This is a genomic window from Paenibacillus arenosi, from assembly GCF_014841135.1.
In the GTDB taxonomy this organism is placed as follows: Bacteria; Bacillota; Bacilli; order Paenibacillales; family Paenibacillaceae; genus Paenibacillus_B; species Paenibacillus_B arenosi.
On the sequence record NZ_JACYTN010000023.1, the window covers coordinates 49,250 to 70,637 of the forward strand.

A 21,388-nucleotide genomic window follows, 5' to 3' on the forward strand; every position below is an offset into this window, starting at 1 on the left:
CTGCTTTTCTATGTGATCGATTACTGCAGCAAAGAGGAGTTAAAGACACCTATGTCACCTTATATGATCGCAAATACCCTCTTCGACACGTTCACTATTTCTCGCTTTTATTACGTTCTGAATCGACATGTTTCTCGTGGAACAAATTGCTTTTTTCCCGCGTCAGCAGCCGTTTATCCGGATTATCGACACGCTTTTGCACTTCCGCCATTTTAATGACAGAAGGTGCAGATGGAGCCGCTTGAGCGGATATCGTAGGCGCTAATAACATCATCATTGAAAAAGACCACGCCGCCGCGGCACTTGTCGATTTTTTCATTATCATTTCCACCTTTCCAATTGAAACTCGTTGTTCCTTTATTTATTCAAATAGTTAAAGTTCGATTATAGACAATCCTCTATATGTGTTTCCCATACGTTATTAACCATAACATTAGGTTTGAAGCAACTTATTAGCTATTATGAAGGATAAACCTGAAAATGAAATGAAATACACGTTAACTTTATGTGATAACTAGAGGGAGCGAATATTAAACTACCCTCTTCCTTGTTCTTAGTTACTTTGAAAATCCGACATATCCTGAAGGCGATAGTTTTCAAGAACTGGATAGAGGAAAGGATCTAAGCCATATTACTCAATGAATCTACGACCTTATCTGAATCCATAGAATCAAAATTGGATTCACAGCGAGATCAGTATTGCTCATTTTTTACAGCATCGATATGATAGAGTTGTTTCTAGTTTCTTGCATATTTACTAGTGAAATCGCTTTCTACTGAATGGTGAAGAACGGGGTATAGACTCTGCAAAGATAAGAGTTTATATATATTCGCACTGACGAAAGGAGGCGTTTATTTTTTATGTTAACCAACAAGCAGGCTGCGGCTTTAGAACGCTAGGGCCCGTGTTAGTACCTGTGCCACAGATTATGCTTGCCTATGAATGAATATAAAATGGAGGGATTTATAATGTCTTATTTACACTTATCAAATCGCAATCCGTTAAAAATTCTTATCGCTAGCAGCATTACATTCGCACTCCTCTACACCATGTCCCTCATACTAGCGGATCATGCTTCTGCACACGGTTACGTAACGAATAGCCGCGCAGGTCTTTGTGCGAACAACGTAAATGCTAACTGTGGGTTAATTATTTACGAACCATATAGCCTCGAAGGCACGAAAGGATTTCCGTCTGGAGGACCTGCTGATGGGAAAATTGCAAGTGCTGGTGTTGGCATGTTCTCTCAACTCGATCAACAATCCTCTACTCGATGGTCAAAAATTAATATAAGCGCAGGCTCCAATACCTTTAACTGGAGTATCAAAGTCCCTCACGCAACAGCAAGCTGGAAATATTACATCACCAAGCAAAATTGGGACCCTAACGCCCCACTTACTCGCGCCTCGTTCGACTTAACCCCATTCTGCAGCGTATCTTCTAATGGTCAGAAGCCAGGCGGCACTTACTCAGATACTTGTAACGTCCCTAGCCGGTCAGGCTATCAAGTCATTCTCGCAGTATGGGAAATTTCCGATACTTTAAATGCTTTCTATAATGTTATTGATGTTAACTTTGGAGGAGGAAGCTCCGATACGTCGGCTCCAACTGCTCCGACAGGTGCAGTTGCATCCAATATTGGTACGACAAGTGCAAAAATCAATTGGAATGCATCCACAGATAATACAGGCGTAGTTGGCTATCGTATCTTTAATGGTTCCAGCCAAATCGCAACTACGAACGGAGCATTGACTACTACTTTGACTGGTTTGACTGCCAATACAACCTACAACATTACGATTAAAGCTATTGATGCTGCTGGCAACGTATCTGGGGCCAGTAACAACGTGACTTTCAAGACCCTTGTTACTAGCGGTCCAGATACACAAGCCCCAACAGCTCCTAGCAGTCTTCACGTTATGGGTGCAATCGGCTCCACCACAATACCTCTGATGTGGGATGCGTCAACAGATAACATCGGAGTTACAGGATATCAAATATTCCGTGGCAATACGTTGATAACGACCGTTTCAGGAACAGCAATCGAATATCTCGTTACAGGCTTAACGCCAAATACAAGCTATTCCTTTACCGTCAAAGCTATTGATGCTGCTGGTAACGTATCGGCAGCAAGCAACGTGCTTAACGTGACTACAACTCCAGCCCCAACCAACTATCCGGCATGGAGTGCAACGACCGCTTATGTAGGCGGCAGTAAAGTGACACATAGCGGTGTAAACTATGAAGCTAAATGGTGGACACAAGGCGAAACACCTGGCACTGCAGGTGTATGGAAAGTAATCCCTTAGCATTGAAGCATACGTATTAAACACGAATGGCCGAAGACACCTGAACAAGGTAACTTCGGCCATTTTGGCATGTATAAATGAAATCTATATACACCTAGGTGCGAAACAACAGCGAAATTTATCCGTAACGCAGTAAAAAGTCATTGCTGTAAACGAGTTATGATGATACGTTCTAATTACGCAGCAAAGAGTAAAGATGATGAATAATCCGGCTACCTTAAATAGGGGGAAAAACATGCTGCTCTCAAAAATATTACCCACTGTTGCAAACATGCATCCAACCAACTATGCAATCAAAAGTCACAACATCACCCTTACTTATGAGCAGTTGCTGCATCATGTCAATTGCGTAGCCTATAGCTTTCATCAGCTAGGCTTCAAACCTGGAGATCGAATAGCTTTGCTAGGCCATCCTAGTCCCTATCTCGCTATTGCAGAATGCGCTGCTGTAGTGATAGGTGCTATTCCAGTTACCCTATTCCCCAACTTAGTACCTAACGAAATCAATCAAATACTTCAAAGTGCAAACCCTATCGCTATCGTATACGACTCTCATCATTTACAAGCAGAAGAATATGTCCCTTTACTAAACAGTACTTATGCTATTCCTTTACATGCTTGCGCTGATACACACTCCATAGAAACTTTCATAGCTACATCTCAATCGTTATCACAATGGTATGAGCCTAATCCAGATGATATCGCACTTATCATCTATACAGGGGGCACAACCAGCCATTCTAAAGGGGTCATGCATTCCCATCGCAGTATCAGTCACTGGTCTTTTATGGATCCCAAAAAAGAGGGAGGTCACAATCCTACAAAGAAGTCTATCATATTGAATCAGGCTCATATAACTGGGCAATTTATGCTGTGGACGACCTTGTATGAAGGTGGTTGTCTTATTTATGCGCAGTCCTATCCTTTACGAGCCGAAGAAGTTATTGATATTATTGAGCGCGAGCAAATAAAAAACCTCGGCACGGTTGGTCTTTTGCTTAGAGATATCGTTACAATGGACGGCATACAAGACCGATGTCTCGATTCCGTTGAAGTCATCTCCTGTGGCGGGGCTCCCATCAGCGTGGATACATTACATAAAGCACGTAAAATTTTTCCTAATGCTCAAATTAAAGAAGTATATTCACAGACAGAAAGCGGTCAATGTATTAGCTTCCTATCTGTAAACCAGTGCATGATCGATGGTAAATTAGAGCGTCTCTTATCTGTAGGCAACCCATCTGATATAACAAGTTGGGGCCAACAACCTTTTGAAATACGTATCGTTGATGAGCTCGGTCGTGACGTCCAATTAGGAGCTGTAGGAGAAATTATTTGTAAAGGCGAGCAGATGATGCTGGGTTATTGGAACAATCCCGTAGAAACGAAACACGCAATTCGAAATGGTTGGCTATACACAGGAGACTTAGGAAAATTTGATGAAGATGGCTATTTATATCTCGTTGATCGAAAAAAGGATATGGTCATCGTGAATGGTTCAAATGTTTACTGTTCGGAAGTCGAGGAAGTATTAAGTAGACACCCTTCTATTCGTGAAATTGTTATAATAGGGACTCCATTGCCTGATGAAGGAGAAGAAGTTACGGCTGTCATTACTTTGAATACAAAATCGTGGATTACATTAAGCGAATTACAGCAATACTTCTATCGAAAACTAGCCAATTACAAGGTTCCTACTCGACTAGAAATTATGGATAATCTCCCTAGAACAACGGTAGGAAAGATGAATAAAGCAGCTATTAGAAGGGAGTACTGGATGGGAAGAACAAGAATGATTAACTAATGCTACAATACGCTCTACCTGTGCCCTACTTACTAGATTAACCCAGTTCATTATGTTAGCATTAACATAAATTTTGCAATTGATAATATTCTTTTTTAATGCAATATTAGAGCTTCTATTTATTATATTTACACAATTACCATGAAAATAAGGGGATAATAGAGAGATGAAACAACAAGGGGAATCCACTCGCTTAGGAAAGGTTTTTCAGAAAATATCTATTCGTACCAAAATACTAATTGCAGTCGCTGTAGCCCTTTTAACAAACCTTTTTATCGGGGGAACAGGTTTGTACAATCTTTATAAAGTACAAAGCACATTAGAAAAAAGTCTAAATGTTCACGCACAAAATACTGAGCTTATACGGGCAGTTGGTATTGATCTTTACCAGTGGATAACGGCTGAAAGATCGCTCCATATGCATGAGCCCGGTACGGATAAGTTTAAAAGCCAGCTCGAATATTATGAAAAGCAAAAAAATCAAGCTCATTCAAGATTTAGCGAATATACCGCCAACAATCTATCTCTTCCCAAAGAGATGGAACTTATCGAGGCTTATAACAAGTCTAGAGGAGAATTCGAGGCCATTGCAGATCGCGTTTTAAAAGACATCTCATCCACAGATCCTGCTTTACGCCAACAAGGTATTCAACTTTCCTATGGTGAGGCATATGACAAGTTTAATAGCATGGAAGAAAATCTGGATGCAATCGGTGAGCTTTATAATGAGGAAAATGAACGGATGCGCACTGAGGTCAAACAAGACTATCAGCTTTTATTGTGGTATACCGTTATCATTATCTTACTATGTGTACTACTCAGTTCGCTTCTAAGCTGGGGTATTATTCGCTCCATTAACCGTCCAATTAGCCATTTGCGTGACAATGTGAAACGAATGGCTGAAGGGGATCTTACGGTGCAAATTCAGTCTATGGCGGAAGATGAGCTTGGCGCACTTTCTAAAGACTTTAGAACGATGATCGACCAAACCCAGTCACTAATTGCTACGGTAGGGAGCTCCATACAGGATGTCAGTGAATCTGCCGAGGAATTGAGTACAATATCAGAGGAGACGACCGCTACGAGCGAGAGTATTCAAAAAGCCATTGTTAATATTGCAGATGGTGCAGCTCTCCAAGCTTCATTGACAGAGGCGGCACACCAGCGCACGTTAGAATTGTCTAATAATATTGAACGAGTTAGTGAGAAGAGCAAGGAAATTAACGGCCTATCTTCTCAAGCGGAACAGGTATTAGGTGGCGGCATGGATAAGGTACGTGACCTCCAAGAAAACACGGCACAAGCCGACGAAGTACAACGCAAGGCTACTGTAGAGCTTGCCCGTCTGGCCGATAATATGAAAAATATTAGTGTCGTCGTACAAACGATCAATGAGATTACCGAGCAAACGAAGCTGCTTGCCTTGAATGCTAGTATTGAAGCGGCACGTGCAGGCGAAGCAGGGCAAGGATTTGGCGTGGTAGCCACTGAAATTCGCAAGCTAGCAACACAATCATTCGATGCTACTGCACAAATTAAAAATACGATTTCCAGTATTAATAATGAGTTTAGCAACACACTGTCTATTATGAAAACGACTGAACAAATTGCAAGCAAACAAAGCCAAATTGTTGCTGAAGCTGGCACGGTCTTCGAATCGATGTTTGTCACTTTTGAGCAGATTGTTACTTCTATTCATACGGTTAACAGTGACATTCAACAAATTGAACAGTTAAGAAGTCATGTCCTAGATGCCATCGAAGAAATATCTAATGTTGCTGCCGAAGCAGCTGCGACAACGGAAACGATCGGTGCCTCGTCTTCTGATCAACTGGCGGCATTCCAGTCGTTACATACATCAGCAGAGCGTCTACACTCGCTGAGTGAAGTTGTCTCTGCAAGTATCGGACAATTCAAAGTGAATGAATCATAGTTTCAGAATATGTAAGGCCGGAGTTTCCAAGAGGAGACTTCCGGCCTTTACGTTTGTTTGCTTACTTCCCGCTTCAAATATCCAGTTTACAGCCCAACTATTAGAGAAGTTAGAGCAAAACGGTGTGCGGGTATATCCTGTCGAAATGCATGCCATTGATAACGGAAAACATCTGCATCTCATCATTCTTGGTTATGGAAATTTATCTGAGGAGCAAATAAAGAAGGGCGTTCAGAGGCTAGCTTCTATTTTGAAATGAATGGAGCAGATTGCAAAAAGGCTGTGACCCGTCATCATCCGATAACCATCACAGCCTGTAATCCTTTACCTATTGTAGATTTATCATGATTTAAAGATTAGTTTGCTTTTTTCTTTCTTTTGAAAATGAACACCAGTACACCAAGACCAGTTAGAGCGATAAGCGCATAGACGATGTTAGAGTATGTGTCCATGTAAGAAACAATCGTTTCCCATGAAGCACCGACAGCTGCTCCAATCAACACTAGCGCGATGTTCCAAATTAATGAACCGACCGTTGTCAGTACCATAAACAATCCGAAGTTCATACGCGTACTACCCGCTGGTACAGAAATAAGACTGCGAAGCAACGGAACCATGCGACAAAGGAATACCGCCCATACCCCATATTTCGTGAACCAACTGTACGTTTTCGTCACATCACTAGGAGTTAATTGCAAGAAGCGGCCATACTTGCCGACAAAGCGCTCCATCCTATTTACATCAACAAGATAACCAACGTAATAAAGCGCAATTGCTCCTACGATGGATCCCAATGTAGAAGCGATGACAACACCGACGACACTCATATCAGAGTACGTTGTCATAAAGCCACCAAACGTCAGAATGACCTCTGAGGGGATCGGCGGAAATAAATTTTCAATCGCGATCAATAGAAAGACGCCGATATAGCCGAAATCATTCATAATGCCTGTAATCCAATTTTCCATTATTAAACTCCTTTAATAAGCAATATTAAAATACAATCTGCAGAATCTTGCTGTATCCATGTATTCAACACACAAAAAAATAAAATGAATATGAAATGAAATCCATTCACTAGAGTATCATAACAACAATTAAGATAGGCAACAAGTTTAGAAAAAATAGTACCTAACTATTCTAGGTACTTTATAGTAAGAAATCAAATTCCATTTCATGTTGATAGTAGCTTATATATTACATTTTCGTTTATGCCTCTTATCGACTTGAAGTGAATTGAGAATATATATATTGCAAACGAAAAAGGGCGCAACAGCCTACCTATGTAGGTGTTGCTACCCATATTAGACGTATTTTAGTCGTATTTACCCTTCGCTGTCCTCAATTGGATCGTTCAAACTTGCCTGACCTGTCGCAACAGGAAACTGGGACTCCTCGTACGAACACCAATCGCTCCAACTACCAGCGTACAGCTTCACATTGTGGAACCCAGAACGCCACAAAGACAGTACATTCGGACAAGCAGTTACACCTGAACCGCAGTATACAATAATCTCTCCAGCTCCATCGACAAGATTATGCCAAGCAGCCTTTTCTTCGTTATTATCACGTACGTATCCCTGTTCATTCAACCCGTCACGCCAAAATCGGTTCAATGCCCCAGGAATATGGCCTGCCTTCGGATCAATTGGTTCTACCTCACCGATATAGCGTACATGTTCGCGTGAATCAATTAAACGTACAGTAGGGTCATCTAGTTTGGAGCGTACATGTTCAACGTCCACCACCAGCTCGAATCGAACAATGGGTTCATAGTGCTGCGTAAGCTTTGTACGCGGGTTGGATATACCTGCTTCACCCACAAGTCCTGCCCGCTGCCAAGCCGCATATCCACCGTCAAGTACATATACGTCTCCTTCATGACCTATCCATTGCAGCAGCCAAATTAGACGGCTTGCCATTGCACCGCCCTGCTCGTCGTAAGCAACAACTGTATCCTGCTTGCTAATTCCATGAAGTGTTAATGTACGTGCCAACTGCTCTGGTTCAGGGAGTGGATGTCTACCCCCATGCTCCTTTCGAGAGGAAGACAGATCACGGTCAAGATCCATATAAATAGCATTTGGTATGTGGCCAATCAAATAAGATTCATAGCCTTTAGCAGGCTGGTCCAGCCAGAAACGACAATCGACAACGTGCAGTTGCTTATGCTCCTGCTCTTGTCTTTTCAATTGCTCTTTCAATTCAGACACTTCCATGTACCAAGATTGCTCACTGATTCTTGAACTAACCATATACTCATCCCTTCCTCAAAGCGTTGTGAGAATAGCAATAATAGTATCGTACGGTAGAGTACGATACAGCCTATCACCTAAACAGCATCCCCTGCGTTTCTGCCTTCAGTAGAGTCTTCATGCAGTTATACCTACTTACATCGAACTTACAGTAAAATTACGAGTCTAGCATATGTATCTAAGTGGAAACTATTCTTCTTTTAAGTCAACTACTGCTACTGTCTCATTGTTAAACATAAACTCAAAATGATGAAACTCCCGATCATAATGAATGCTGCCATCTCCAATAAACTGCAGACGTTCCTTACCTAAGCCATAGAACAAATCATCAGCTAATGCCTCCATGACCTCTTTTTTCTCCTCGGAAGTCAATCCAGCCCAATCGTCTTGCTCCATATCTAAACTTGTATACGCATTCGGTATGCGAATTAGCGCCTCAGACATGTCATCGAGTATCGCTTTATAAGGTCGAGTAAAGGAAACTGCCATAATCCGTATAACCCCTCTCCTGCTGCAACATCTTATTGTCGATATTGTAGCATATGTTCAATCTATCTCCCAAATTTAACAACCTTCCTCATCCATCCTTGATTCACATCTAAATTTTTGCTCACAATTTGCCGATAAATAGGGTGTTGCATCGCAATTTCGTGTTCGTAAGAATATGGGTGATCGCAGCCGCAGGAAGCATCAATATACTCATGGATGAGGTGGATGTAGGATTATGGAAAAATCTACGGTAATAGGCATTGTACTCGGTCTTGCCTCCGTATTGGTAGGTATGGCCCTTAAAGGCGCCCCGCTTTCCAGCCTAGTCGAGCCTGCTGCAGTTATGATTATTTTTGTCGGTACGGCTGCTTCTCTCTTCATAGCTTTCCCAATGAAAGAGATTAAGAAGTTCCCAAAGCTGATCAAAATCATTTTCACGCAGCAGCAATTGGTCGATCGTGTACAACTAATTCAATTATTTATGGAGTGGGCGTCTATCACACGTCGCGAAGGATTGCTTGCACTAGAGTCCCGCATCGATGAAATCGATGACGACTTTCTACGTGGTGGTATGCGGATGATTATAGACGGCAACGATCAGGATTTCGTTCGGGATGTGCTCATGGAGGATATTAACGCGACGGAAGAACGACATCGTGCTGGTGCACTTATCTTCTCTCAAGCAGGTATGTACGCACCAACACTCGGGGTTCTCGGTGCTGTTATCGGTCTAATTGCAGCCCTATCTGATATGACAGATATGGGTGCACTTTCTAAAGCTATAGCTGCAGCATTTGTCGCTACCTTATTGGGTATTTTCACAGCATATGTATTGTGGCACCCGATCGCAACAAAGCTCAAGCGTTTATCCGCGGCAGAAATACAAATTCGCCTTATGATGGTGGAAGGGCTATTGTCCATTCAGTCTGGCGTATCTACAATTGCAATCAATCAGAAGCTCTCCGTCTTCTTGACACCTTCGGAGCGCGCAATGATGAATGAGAAGGAGGAGAGTCGAGGTGAGTAAGAAGCACCGCAAGGAACACCATGAAGAACATCCTGATGAGTCATGGCTTATTCCATACGCGGACTTAATGACACTCTTGCTCGCTCTCTTCCTTGTCCTCTATGCGATGAGCGCTGCTGATGCACAAAAGTTCGAACAGATGAGTGCTGCCTTTAGCACAGCATTCAACAGTTCTGGAGGAGGAACAAGTATCCTCGACCAGAACTCATCAATTGTCGAACAATCAGCGAAGACGTCAAAGCCGGCGGATAATATGGAGATAGAAGCCGCGAAGGAACACGCTAAAGACTTGCAGGCTCAGAAAGAACAAGAGCAATTAGAGCAACTGCAAGCTCAATTGAACGAATATATGAAAAAAAACGGCTTATCCGATCAATTGAGCACGAAGCTTAATCATTCCGAGCTTCGAATTACGATTAAAGACAGTGCTCTATTCGACTCCGGTCATGCCACACTGAAAGAAGAGTCGGAGAAAGTAGCCGAGACTATCGGTAGTATGCTGAAGCCGTATAAAGGCTACCAAATTATTATTCGTGGACATACGGATAATGTCCCGATTAAAAATAGCCGCTTTGCATCGAACTGGGACTTGAGCTCTGCTCGTGCGATTAACTTCATGAAAGTCGTACTGGAGCGCTCTCAGCTTAATCCGAAACACTTCCAAGCAGTCGGAATGGGAGAATATCACCCTATCGTTTCTAACGACCATGCGGAGGGACGTGCACAGAACCGGCGCGTTGAGGTTACCATTGTTCGTAAATACAGCAATCACAACAAAACAATAACTACACCAGTAAATTAAGAAACAGGCTGCTCGTCAGAGCAGCCTGTTTCTTGTTCCATATGGTTGGACGGCAATGGAAATGACAGACTTCTCACTTCCTACCATTCCCCAGATACTTAGTCCCTCTCCTAACGAATTTGGAGCTGTACCTGCTCTTCAGATAAATACTGAGACGTCATATGTGCTGTTGGAAGTACAATTTTTACAATTGTACCTACATGCTCTTCGCTAGTAATCTCCATCGTCCCACGGTGATTATAAATAATTCGTTGTGAGACCATTAGACCTAGCCCAGTTCCCTTCTCCTTATTTGTAAAGAAGGGATCGCCTAGACGCCCCAGATGCTCAGGTGGAATACCTACCCCAAAGTCTTGAATGCTAATTCGAACATAATCCTCGTTAAGCTTATCAAGCCGTAAGACCATATCGCCACCTGTAGGCATCGCCTCTATACCATTTTTGATTACATTGATAAATACTTGCTTCAATTGGTTCTCTTCGCACAGCACTAACGGTACGTCATCAAAATACGTTGTGAATTCAATATTATGCAAATGAGCCTGACTATCCAGTAAAGATTGTACCTCACTTAAAATGACACGAAGATCCTGCTCCATAAAGCGCACAGCTTGTGGTTTGGATAAGATTAAAAATTCACTGACAATTAAATTAATCCGATCCAACTCCGACAGCATCATATCCGTATGATATTCATTCATTTTATGTGTTTGCTGCTGAAGCTGTAGAAAACCTTTTAGCGTAGTAAGCGGATTACGAATCTCATGAGCGACCCCAGCAGCAAGCTGCCCTACCGTGGTCAACTTCTCAGAGCGCCGCAGCAGCTCCTCCATCCGCTTGCGATTCGTAATATCCCTCGTTATGCTAGCCCACGCTATACAATTACCGTATTCATCATAAATAGGTGATGTACTAACGCTTACTTCTAACAATCGCCCATCTTTCGTAAGTCGCTGAGTTTCAAGTGCACCTGTCGCTCGTCCAGCTAGCAATTGCCGCTCTACTTCGCTATGTGAATCACTTAGCAGTGGTGGTATATTAGGCAGCGGTTTACCTAACAGTTCTTCCTCAGACCACCCAAACATATCAACAAAAGCTTGATTCATTCGCTCTAGCTTTCCAGTCAAGTCCATAACATGAATTGCATCTGTTGACTGGTTTATAAATGACTCTAATTGCTCCTTCATCGCTCGATTCTCTTCATACAAGGAACGAAGCCTTGTCGTAGACTGCTCCAAATTATCTGCCATTAGGTTAACTCTAGATGCCAATGTGCCTAGTTCATCATTCCGCTCTATCTCTAGAGGACTATGGAACTGACCCACTGCCATCATATTAACCTTTTGCAAAATAAACTGCAGTGGACGAATGAATGTCCCCGCAAGAATATACGAACCAACTAATACAATTTCAATTAGCACGAGCCCAATCGCGATATTGTGCATCAGTTGTTCGTGCAGTGTCGCAAGAAGCGGCTCCGCATCCATCACGATTCCGAGCACGTACGGCGGTTGCCCCTCCATTTCAATCGAGATGTAACTTTTCATTACATTCATATTTTGAATATTGGTCTGTATAAATACAGGCTCGCCGGCTGATGCTGTTTGAATATGATGCTTGTCCTCCTGATGTTTAAAGAGATGAGAGCCAAACTTGATCGGCTGGTCCTCTACCTTAATATAACGAATACCGTCACTACGTTCTGTTATTACAGCAGGTTTATCAAAAGTGATCGGGTTAAAGGCCGTAACTTCGAGCAAATTTTGCTGCATCTTCAGCGTTTGCTTAATAACCGTATCCGGCCTCGTAATATGCAAAGTAGATTCTAGGTTATTATTACGAATGAAAGGATTCAGCATATAGTCCCTCGATCCATCGTAATAATATCCCCATTTATCATCATACTGAGGATCTGATGTGGAAGCAGCAAAAGGACCTGACCAGAAATTTTTGAATTTCTGTCCTGGGCTTACTGTGACCTCTCGCTGATCAAACAGCTCCTGCATGGCAGTGTACCAGAATCCCCACCCTTTTGTGGATAAACCAATTTCCTTAGGGTCTGATGATTGTACAATAACAATATCGCTACCATCTGGAGTCTTTTGTAATAGAGAAATATGAGCAATTTCAAGCTCCTGACTTATTTCCTTCAGCTGTTCACTGCTAATCTGTTCTACATCAACAGGAAGTCGCGCATTAATATATAACGAGTCCGTGTATAACTGCATAGCTAATAAGTCATCAATGACTCTTTCGGTCTCATACGCTTGTTCAACAGATAAAGATATTTGCTGTGTTAACGCCGCCATCTGGTCTTCCAATGCATCAACGAGCTTTGTCTTCGTCGTATAATAATTGAGTACCATATGGAGCAGCAATGCGACCAGCACCGTACATGATATGGATAATGATAACTTACCTTTAATCGATAACCGCATAATTCACCTCTGAACACAACGCAATCACGATAAAATTATTATGGTTTATTATGGAACAACTATGATCATACCTAGTCCACTCCTATTTGTCTATCGATTTCTACAAAGCTCACTTGTGTATAAGAGTTGCAATTGATCGGTATGTTACCTACAATTAGAGTTGTTATCAACAAGTTATGCACAGTATGTGTGGATTAGGGATAATATGTGTATAAAGTTGTGGATAACCACCTACTTATACACAGGGTTATTAACATTGTGTTAACAACGAATATTTGTTCGGTGCATAAGACCTAATTTATGTCGAATCACCTGCAAACTTTTGATAACATAGACCTATACGATAAAGTGTAACTGCTAATTAGAAAGAAGGAAACAATCTTATGACCCAACAACCATCCCATCCTTTACCTCCTGATCAAATGGAAGATCACGAGTACTGGATGCGACTCGCTATAGAAGAAGCGAATAAAGCAGAGGCTATAGGTGAAGTCCCTATTGGTGCTATTCTTGTTCATGAAGGTAGCATAATAGGAAGAGGCTATAATCTACGGGAAACTACACATGATTCTACTGCTCATGCAGAGATGATAGCCATTCGCGAAGGAAGCGAACACCTGCAAGCTTGGCGCCTATTGGACTGTACCTTATATGTCACATTAGAACCTTGCCCAATGTGTGCTGGCGCCATCGTACAGTCACGTATACCGCGTATTGTGTACGGAACAACAGATCCCAAAGCTGGATGTGCTGGTACGCTTATGAATTTGCTTCAGGAATCCCGCTTCAATCATCAATCAGAAGTAATCGAAGGTGTTCTGCAAGAAGAATGTGCTTCACTACTTACTTCATTCTTCCGTAAACTACGCCATAAAAGAAAACAACAGACCTAGCCCCTAATGGACTAGGTCTGCACAACCGTCTGCTTATGCTCTCTTTGATGTTGATAATACCTGACAATGACCTGATCAGTCTCCTCACTAATGCGCAATACACGTGGATCAGTCAGTACTTCGCAATGAAGAGCTACTTCACACAGCTTCTCACGAAGCTCGTCCAGTTGCTTCAGCAGTGAGCATTTCATCTTTATCACCCACTCCTTCACTTTTAATAACTTGCTACTTTTCACCGTGCAATTTATTACCCATATCTTCACTAGCACCTACAAAGAATAGAAGAGAAATAGCTAGATAATGAAATAGAGTCATCCTTAAAGGTATTTTACGTTGTTTCAATAATTTGTAAATAGGTTGGGCAGATAATTAGGTATGATTTTTTTCGTCACTTTTCTAATGCATGTTGATTAACGATTTTATCATGTCATTATAAAAGGATAAGCTGGCGTCCCAACCTTCCATCGGCTCCCATTCCAATTAAATGCGCTCTATATTCACAAAAAAAAGAAGTGCTTAGGTCATTCTGTAGAATAACCTAAGCACCTTTCTTACCTAGTATGATTATATAATTGCTGTATTAGAAGTTACCTGCTTCCAACTCTTGCATGGTAATTGTATCCGTTGGTGCTGGCTTGAATTCTTGCTTCTTGTTAATATCTTTCAACTTCGTATCGATTTGAGCACCGATTTTCATTGTTTCACCTTCATTTGTTAGATCAACATTAATCACAAATGCAGTGTATACAGGGTAACCGTCTTTATCGATTGCTGTAGTGAAGCTGACATCATTGATTTTAAGCACTTTCTTCATTTCGTCCAAACCCTTTTTCAGGTCGCCATCTGTAAGTGCTTTAAGCTCTTTTTTCGCTTCCTCTACCTGTGCTGCTGTCAATTCGCCACCTAGCAACTTCTTGTACTCATCCTTCGCCACTACATCAAGCAATGCTGGCAAAGCATCTTTTACAAGCGTGTTTGCTGCTTGATCAACATTTTCATTCGTAATGGAGAACTTAACAACTTGCTTCGCTTTGATGTCTTCTGGAAGCTTAGCATCCTTCACATTTACATCAGAGAAGAATGTTTTCTCGTCAAACTTAGCAACGAAACTTGTATACACATCATTGTAGAACTTGTTCATAAGCTCTATATCTTTTGCTGTTGGCAAAATATCTTGACCTGCTTCTTTAGCTAGTTCTTTCATATCCATTTCAATGAATTTACCAGCCAAATCTGCTGGGAAACCAGGAATAGGAAGACTAGGAACCTTCATATACATTTTTTCGCTGTTCATCATAATTGGAAGCTTGAAGCTGAAAGCCATGTCGCCTTCCAATTTTACATCTAGATCCATTTCAGCTTGTACCGGCTCATTTTGCATTTTACCGCTCACAGAAAGGCTAGCATTTTTCAACATTTGAACTACCATTCCAGTGCTTGGATCACTTTGCAGCAATGATGGTGGAAACTGAAGGTCATTAACCTTTACAGTCGTTTCAAAGCCGTAGCTCTTCATTTCAGTCATTTTTTGCATAGCAGTCTTGGAAGCAGCCGCAGGGCTTTCCTTTTGACCACAGCCAGCAATTACTAATGTCATTGCAAATAGAAGCACGAGTGTGCTCTTCATCCATTTTTTATTCACAGTCAGATCTCCCATCCTTGTAAAATGTCTAATTCATCAGCATCTCTTTATGCCCATTAGATTTTACCCTAATTTACCTAAAAAGAAAACCGTCTATTTGAATATTTTTTTGTGAAATTTAGGGACTATTGTCCCTATTTCTCTGTACTAGCCTTAGTTTCATACGTTGATAACATCAAAAATATTACAAAAACATATTATTTTACAAATATAAACTTTTGCCTTTCAAGTATGGGCTAGAGGCATTTACATACGCTAAAATATAAAGAGGTACCTCACTGTTCATTTGAACAACGAAGATACCTCTTTATCTCGATCATCTCTATTTGATAAGATTCTAATGAATATCCTTCTTCTTAAATCTGCCGCCTTTAACATCATGGATATTCCCAATAGCAAGGAAAGCTTGCTCATCCAGCTCTTCGACGATGGTCTTCAGCTTCGACTCTTCCAGACGTGTAATGACCGTGAAGATGACCTTCTTGTCATCCCCTGAGAAGCCGCCTTCTCCATTTAGATAGGTCACACCACGTCCAAGACGGAACTGTAATGCATCCCCGATTTCCTTATAATTATCGCTAATGATCCATACTGACTTGGAATCATTAAGACCTTCAATGGTAATATCAATCATTTTAAAGGCAATGTAATAAGCAAGCAATGAGTACATGGCTTCTTGCCAGCCAAATACAAAGCCTGCTAGAACCATAATGAACAAGTTGAATATCATAACTGTCTCGCCAACCGAGAACGGCGAGCGCTTATCAAATAAAATAGCTACAATTTCAGTTCCATCCAGTGATCCACCGAAACGAATGACGAGACCCACACCGATTCCGAGAATCATACCTCCATATACAACAGCCAAGAAACTGTTCGTTACGAATGGTTCTACATTGTGCAAAAGAACCGTACTTACGGACATCACCGAAATACCAAGCAATGTCGATAAAGCAAACGTCTTACCAATCTGCTTATAACCGATTATGAGGAACGGAAGATTGAGCAAGAATAAGTACACTCCCAAGGGTATTCCCGTCAAATAAGACAAAATGATAGAAATACCTGCGATCCCGCCATCCGTCATTTGATTCGGCACAAGGAACAGCTCTAGGCTGACAGCCATAAGAATAGCTCCTAATGTAACGAAAAAGACACGCTGCACAATTTTACCTATACTCGTTTTCGAATGCTGGTGCATCCTTTTAGGCTTCGGCATCGAAGAACCTGCTGCCTTCTTATTTTTAGCTTTAGTGTTGGACAAAAGGCCACCCCTTTTCATCTATATGCATTATATTATAGCGGATTACTGAGGTAGGCGCATCGAGTAGACAGAAATATGAAACAAAAACAGCTCCCTGCCTATCCATTTCTCGGATAATTGGCAGTGGAGCTGCTGATTCGTTTTATCTAACCTTCTGGATTATGGTGCGATACATGGTTTTTACTCTTTACCTTTTTAGAACCAGACAGCGGCTCTTGTAAAGCTCCATGATCACCACCTGAGTGATGCTGCTTCTGTTGGGACTGTGCTTCTGGCACAGGCACGGCTTTTGATTTACCAGCCATCGTACGAGCTCTCTCCTCTCTAACGCGAATCAGATGTGGGGCTGTCATGATTCAACTCATCTTGATGACGTCTATCGTCGTGATCTTGCTGCAATTGTTGAGCATGATGACTGTTAACAGCCACTTCTTCCAACCTGTTTACAACATTAGATAAGTTCTTATCTACATGATTCTTCGCTTGAGTCATGATTACTCCTCCTGATCCCATTAATGTACGTGATAATCACCATCATTTGTGGAACGCGTATGAGTGATGCTTTGCAATGTCTGAGCACATTCATGAATCTGACGCACATAGTTCTGTGCGAGCTCCTGAATGACTGGTGTATGTTCACCTACATTTTGTCCATCACGTTCTACATCAATCAACTGTACCCGAACTTCACGCGGATCCAAGTAAGAACACGCAAAGTCGAAGGAATACTGTTGTCTTCCCGCTGTATCAATATGAATGCGTAGGCCACTCGGATCTGCCTCGTCAGCATTTACCGTAGCCTTATCTGACGGGTTTAACGTCGTAGGCAGCGTTTGCTGCCAAGCTTGTACCAGAACGTCCTGTTGAACAGGAATGGCTCCTTCTCTACTCATGAACCAACACCTCCACTGAGTTCAATTACATTGTGTGGATGAACAAGCCTTTTTATACAAAACACTTCGTTGTAGCTAAAAAGGGACATGTATTTAGGCAGCATACATTATCGACCAATGGTTTTGTACGGCTCGTCATTCGTAATAAATAAGTTTTGTCTGTTGCTTCTTATCCTTTATTTTTATCCTCCAGTTCCATATCCTCCGCCTTAATAATTTCATGAATTTGATGCTTAATCGTTTCTGAGCGCGTTCCAAAAATAGCTTGAACATTATTACCTACTTCAAGTACTCCCGAAGCCCCCAGTTCTTTCAAACGTTCCTTGTTCACGTCTTCTTTATCCTTTACTTGTACACGCAGCCTCGTAATACAAGCATCTAATGAAGCAATGTTATCTTTCCCACCTAAAGCATGCAGAATGTTCCCTGGCAGCTCATCTGTATTTGTCTTCCCTGCTCCAGATATGGATTCTGCCTTCGCTTCCTCCCGACCCGGTGTCCGCAAATTAAACTTGCGTATCGCCACACGAAACACGATGTAATAAATAACCGCAAGCACCAAACCTACGGGAATAACGAGCCAATAAGGCGTTCGATTCTGCAATACTCCAAATAGCAAATAGTCAATCACACCACCAGAGAAGGTCATCCCTATTTTTACATTTAACAAATGCATGACTAGGAACGACAAGCCAGCAAATAGAACATGAACAGCGAACAATAAAGGTGCAATAAATAAAAAGGAAAACTCTAAGGGTTCCGTTATACCCGTTAAAAAAGACGTCAGCGCCGCTGAACCCATTAATCCTGCGACAAGCTTCTTATTTTCAGGTCTAGCCTCGTGGTACATGGCAAGCGCCGCTGCAGGTAGCCCAAACATCATAAATGGGAATTTACCTGTCATAAATGTACCTGCCGTTAGTTCTACACCATCCTTCAACTGGGCGAAGAAAATTTTCTGATCCCCTCTTACCAACTCTCCAGCACTATTTACATATTGACCAAATTCAAACCAAAACGGTGAATAGAAAATATGGTGTAGCCCAAAAGGAATAAGCGCCCTTTCACATATACCAAAAATAAATGCGGCTACAGCCAAATTCGAATCTAACAAAGAGTGAGAAAATGTATTCAAACCGGCTTGAATCGGCGGCCAAATAAAGGTCAGCAATATACCTACCAACAAGGAACTTACCGCTGTAATAATTGGTACGAATCGTTTACCTGCAAAAAAACCTAAATAAGAGGGTAGCTCTATGTTGTAAAACCGTTTATACAAAGATGCGGCCAAAATACCAATGATGATACCGCCGAAAACACCTGTTTGTAGTGTAGGTACGCCCTGCAATATGGCATATGAAAAATCGCTCTTCACCAACTCAGGTGTCACATTCATGATCACCTTCATGGTCACATTCATGACGAAATATCCGATAATGGCAGCTAATCCTGCTACACCGTCTCCGCCTGCAAGCCCGATTGCTACCCCGACAGCGAATAAAAGTGATAAATTATCGAATACAATGCCGCCCGATTGCTCCATTACACTAGACACCGTCGTCCAGAATGGACCAGCAAGCGCTGGCATACGCGCGACGAGATCTGGGTTGCTAAGCGCATTACCTATACCAAGCAAAATCCCTGCCGCAGGTAGAATTGCAACCGGCAGCATGAGTGCTTTACCCACTTTCTGCAGCACTCCAAATATTGATTTGAACACAGCCAATCATCCCCTGTCATTAACATCATCCCTATCAAAAGCACGTGGAAAGTTTAGATTTTGTAGTTAATGTTTGTATCAGACAGGCAATCTATTCGTCGCATAGTAATTTGTTTCAATTGAGGTATTTTAAAGATGGAGCATGCATGGTAGGTCAGTATGAAGTCGAAGGAAACGCAAAAACAGCCTATCGAGCATTTGCTCAACAGGCTGTGTCATTAGAAAAGTTATGGCGGAGAAGGTGGGATTCGAACCCACGTGAGCTTGCACTCTAACGGTTTTCAAGACCGCCCCGTTATGACCGCTTCGGTACCTCTCCGTATATGATTGGCCGACTTATTATCGGACAATCATTATTATAGCACACTACATTTAAAATATGCAATACATTAATCATTTTAAATAAACGATTATTTTGTAATCACTTCAGCACCGCGCATATAAGGACGCAATACTTCAGGAACGACAATGGAGCCATCCTCTTGCTGATAGTTTTCCATAATAGCAGCAACCGTACGACCAATCGCCAATCCAGAACCGTTCAACGTGTGTACAAACTCAGGTTTAGACTTCGTGTCACGACGGAAGCGAATGTTCGCGCGACGTGCTTGGAAGTCTTCGAAGTTAGAGCAAGACGAAATTTCACGATAGCTATTGCTGCTTGGAAGCCACACTTCAAGATCATACGTCTTAGCAGAACTGAAGCCAATATCACCTGAGCACAGGCTCATTACACGATATGGAAGCTTCAATAGCTGCAAAATACGCTCTGCGTGCTGTGTTAGTGCTTCTAGCTCCTCATATGAATCTTCAGGTCTTACAATTTTAACGAGCTCCACCTTATTGAACTGGTGCTGACGAATGAGACCACGTGTATCGCGACCCGCGGAACCCGCTTCTGAACGGAAGCAAGAGCTATACGCCGTATAGTTCTTTGGCAGAACATCGTTATTCAAGATTTCCTCACGATGATAGTTCGTTACAGGCACTTCAGCTGTAGGAATCAAATAATACTCGGTTCCTTCAATTTTGAAAAGATCCTCTTCGAACTTAGGAAGCTGACCTGTACCATACAGGCTATCACGGTTAACGATCATTGGAGGAAGCAATTCCTCATAGCCATGATCCACTGCATGAACATCAAGCATAAAGCTGATCAATGCACGCTCTAAGCGAGCACCTGCATTTTTATAGAACACAAAACGAGATCCCGTCACTTTAGATGCGCCTTCAAAGTCCAACATCCCTAGCTCAGCTGCCAAATCCCAATGCTCTCTTGGTTCAAATGTAAATGCCGTCGGTTCCATCCAACGACGAAGTTCTACATTCTCATCTTCTGACAATCCAACAGGGACAGACTCATGAGGAACGTTAGGAATAGCAAGCAACAACTCATCCATCTGCTGCTCTACTTCACGGATCTGCTCATCCAACACTTTAATTCGATCGCCAACTTCTCTCATCTCAGCGATGACATCATCAGCAGGCTGGCCAGCTTTCTTAAGCTTTGCCACTTCCTGAGACACGACGTTACGGCGATTTTTCAATTGCTCCGTTTCTTGAAGCATCTCACGGCGCTTCGCATCCAATTCAGGGAATGCCGCAATCAACTCTGGCGAAGCCCCACGGTTCTTCAACGCTTGCTCCACGCTTTCGAACTCGGTACGTAATCGTTTAATATCTAACACGGGTAATCCCTCCTACAGGTATAAAAAGCACATATGCGCAAATATCTCTATTTTAAAATGTAAATATATTGAACTAATCTGGATTACATTCCAGCTAAGTTGCACCGTACCCATCACTTTCATTCACATCATAATTAGCAGTGCAGGTGAATTGTGCTAGTTCATTATAGCACTTGTCCGTCGATCAAGGAAATATTCTAGGTCAATTCATCAAGTACAATTTAAAAGAA

Annotated in this window: 19 protein-coding genes and 1 tRNA gene; 6 read left to right on the plus strand and 14 right to left on the minus strand. The window is 42.0% G+C overall.

Annotated elements, in window-relative coordinates; translation table 11 throughout:
- Positions 1-94 precede the first annotated feature (94 nt).
- Positions 95-319 (minus strand): hypothetical protein, encoded by a 225-nt coding sequence (locus IFO66_RS19575; RefSeq protein WP_192026778.1) that lies wholly within the window; start codon positions 317-319, stop codon positions 95-97.
- Positions 320-969: 650 nt separating this feature from the next.
- Here IFO66_RS19575 and IFO66_RS19580 point away from each other — a divergent pair.
- The 3 genes from IFO66_RS19580 to IFO66_RS19590 all read left to right on the plus strand — a co-directional run bounded on the left by IFO66_RS19580 (position 970) and on the right by IFO66_RS19590 (position 6,047).
- Positions 970-2,310: a lytic polysaccharide monooxygenase gene (locus IFO66_RS19580; RefSeq protein ID WP_192026779.1), complete on the plus strand. Its 1,341-nt coding sequence runs from the start codon at positions 970-972 to the stop codon at positions 2,308-2,310.
- 196 nt (positions 2,311-2,506) lie between these two features.
- Positions 2,507-4,114, plus strand: a complete 1,608-nt coding sequence (locus tag IFO66_RS19585) for a class I adenylate-forming enzyme family protein (RefSeq protein ID WP_192026780.1) — start codon at positions 2,507-2,509, stop codon at positions 4,112-4,114.
- A gap of 166 nt (positions 4,115-4,280) precedes the next feature.
- A complete protein-coding gene (locus IFO66_RS19590; protein ID WP_192026781.1) occupies positions 4,281-6,047 on the plus strand; it encodes a methyl-accepting chemotaxis protein in 1,767 nt (588 codons plus the stop codon).
- Positions 6,048-6,403: 356 nt separating this feature from the next.
- Here IFO66_RS19590 and IFO66_RS19595 read toward each other — a convergent pair whose 3' ends face one another.
- From IFO66_RS19595 to IFO66_RS19605, 3 genes are all read right to left on the minus strand, one after another.
- A complete protein-coding gene (locus IFO66_RS19595) occupies positions 6,404-7,015 on the minus strand; it encodes a DedA family protein (RefSeq protein WP_192026782.1) in 612 nt (203 codons plus the stop codon).
- 357 nt (positions 7,016-7,372) lie between these two features.
- Positions 7,373-8,302 carry a sulfurtransferase gene (locus IFO66_RS19600; RefSeq protein ID WP_225445914.1) on the minus strand — a complete coding sequence of 310 codons (930 nt, stop codon included), beginning with the start codon at positions 8,300-8,302 and terminating at the stop codon, positions 7,373-7,375.
- Between the two features lie 189 nt (positions 8,303-8,491).
- Entirely contained in the window at positions 8,492-8,791 is a 300-nt protein-coding gene (locus IFO66_RS19605; RefSeq protein WP_192026783.1) for a hypothetical protein, read from the minus strand.
- A gap of 235 nt (positions 8,792-9,026) precedes the next feature.
- On the opposite strand from IFO66_RS19605, the gene motA reads away from it, so the two are divergent.
- Together motA and motB are read left to right on the plus strand one after the other, a co-directional pair.
- Entirely contained in the window at positions 9,027-9,818 is a 792-nt protein-coding gene (motA, locus tag IFO66_RS19610; protein WP_192026784.1) for a flagellar motor stator protein MotA, read from the plus strand.
- On the plus strand, positions 9,811-10,620 hold the full coding sequence (motB, locus tag IFO66_RS19615) for a flagellar motor protein MotB (RefSeq protein ID WP_192026785.1): 810 nt from the start codon (positions 9,811-9,813) through the stop codon (positions 10,618-10,620). The genes motA and motB overlap by 8 nt, the downstream gene beginning before the upstream one ends.
- A 110-nt stretch (positions 10,621-10,730) precedes the next feature.
- On the opposite strand, the gene IFO66_RS19620 is transcribed toward motB, so the two are convergent.
- A complete protein-coding gene (locus IFO66_RS19620) occupies positions 10,731-13,058 on the minus strand; it encodes a PAS domain S-box protein (protein WP_192026786.1) in 2,328 nt (775 codons plus the stop codon).
- Positions 13,059-13,441: 383 nt separating this feature from the next.
- On the opposite strand from IFO66_RS19620, the gene tadA reads away from it, so the two are divergent.
- Positions 13,442-13,951 carry a tRNA adenosine(34) deaminase TadA gene (tadA, locus tag IFO66_RS19625; protein ID WP_225445915.1) on the plus strand — a complete coding sequence of 170 codons (510 nt, stop codon included), beginning with the start codon at positions 13,442-13,444 and terminating at the stop codon, positions 13,949-13,951.
- 11 nt (positions 13,952-13,962) lie between these two features.
- Here tadA and IFO66_RS19630 read toward each other — a convergent pair whose 3' ends face one another.
- The 9 genes from IFO66_RS19630 to serS all read right to left on the minus strand — a co-directional run bounded on the left by IFO66_RS19630 (position 13,963) and on the right by serS (position 21,158).
- Positions 13,963-14,142: an aspartyl-phosphate phosphatase Spo0E family protein gene (locus tag IFO66_RS19630; RefSeq protein ID WP_036605142.1), complete on the minus strand. Its 180-nt coding sequence runs from the start codon at positions 14,140-14,142 to the stop codon at positions 13,963-13,965.
- 389 nt (positions 14,143-14,531) lie between these two features.
- Positions 14,532-15,593 (minus strand): DUF6612 family protein, encoded by a 1,062-nt coding sequence (locus IFO66_RS19635; protein ID WP_192026787.1) that lies wholly within the window; start codon positions 15,591-15,593, stop codon positions 14,532-14,534.
- A gap of 337 nt (positions 15,594-15,930) precedes the next feature.
- Complete coding sequence (locus IFO66_RS19640) at positions 15,931-16,794, minus strand: YitT family protein (protein WP_420488687.1); 864 nt, start codon at positions 16,792-16,794, stop codon at positions 15,931-15,933.
- 209 nt (positions 16,795-17,003) lie between these two features.
- On the minus strand, positions 17,004-17,162 hold the full coding sequence (locus IFO66_RS19645) for a small acid-soluble spore protein P (protein WP_144995339.1): 159 nt from the start codon (positions 17,160-17,162) through the stop codon (positions 17,004-17,006).
- Between the two features lie 19 nt (positions 17,163-17,181).
- Positions 17,182-17,349 carry a hypothetical protein gene (locus IFO66_RS19650; RefSeq protein WP_192026788.1) on the minus strand — a complete coding sequence of 56 codons (168 nt, stop codon included), beginning with the start codon at positions 17,347-17,349 and terminating at the stop codon, positions 17,182-17,184.
- A 20-nt stretch (positions 17,350-17,369) separates the two neighbouring features.
- Entirely contained in the window at positions 17,370-17,750 is a 381-nt protein-coding gene (locus IFO66_RS19655; protein ID WP_192026789.1) for a hypothetical protein, read from the minus strand.
- A gap of 169 nt (positions 17,751-17,919) precedes the next feature.
- Complete coding sequence (gene ptsG, locus IFO66_RS19660; RefSeq protein WP_192026790.1) at positions 17,920-19,470, minus strand: glucose-specific PTS transporter subunit IIBC; 1,551 nt, start codon at positions 19,468-19,470, stop codon at positions 17,920-17,922.
- 230 nt (positions 19,471-19,700) lie between these two features.
- Positions 19,701-19,789, minus strand: a tRNA-Ser gene (locus IFO66_RS19665).
- A gap of 91 nt (positions 19,790-19,880) precedes the next feature.
- Positions 19,881-21,158, minus strand: a complete 1,278-nt coding sequence (gene serS, locus IFO66_RS19670) for a serine--tRNA ligase (protein WP_192026791.1) — start codon at positions 21,156-21,158, stop codon at positions 19,881-19,883.
- Positions 21,159-21,388 lie beyond the last annotated feature (230 nt).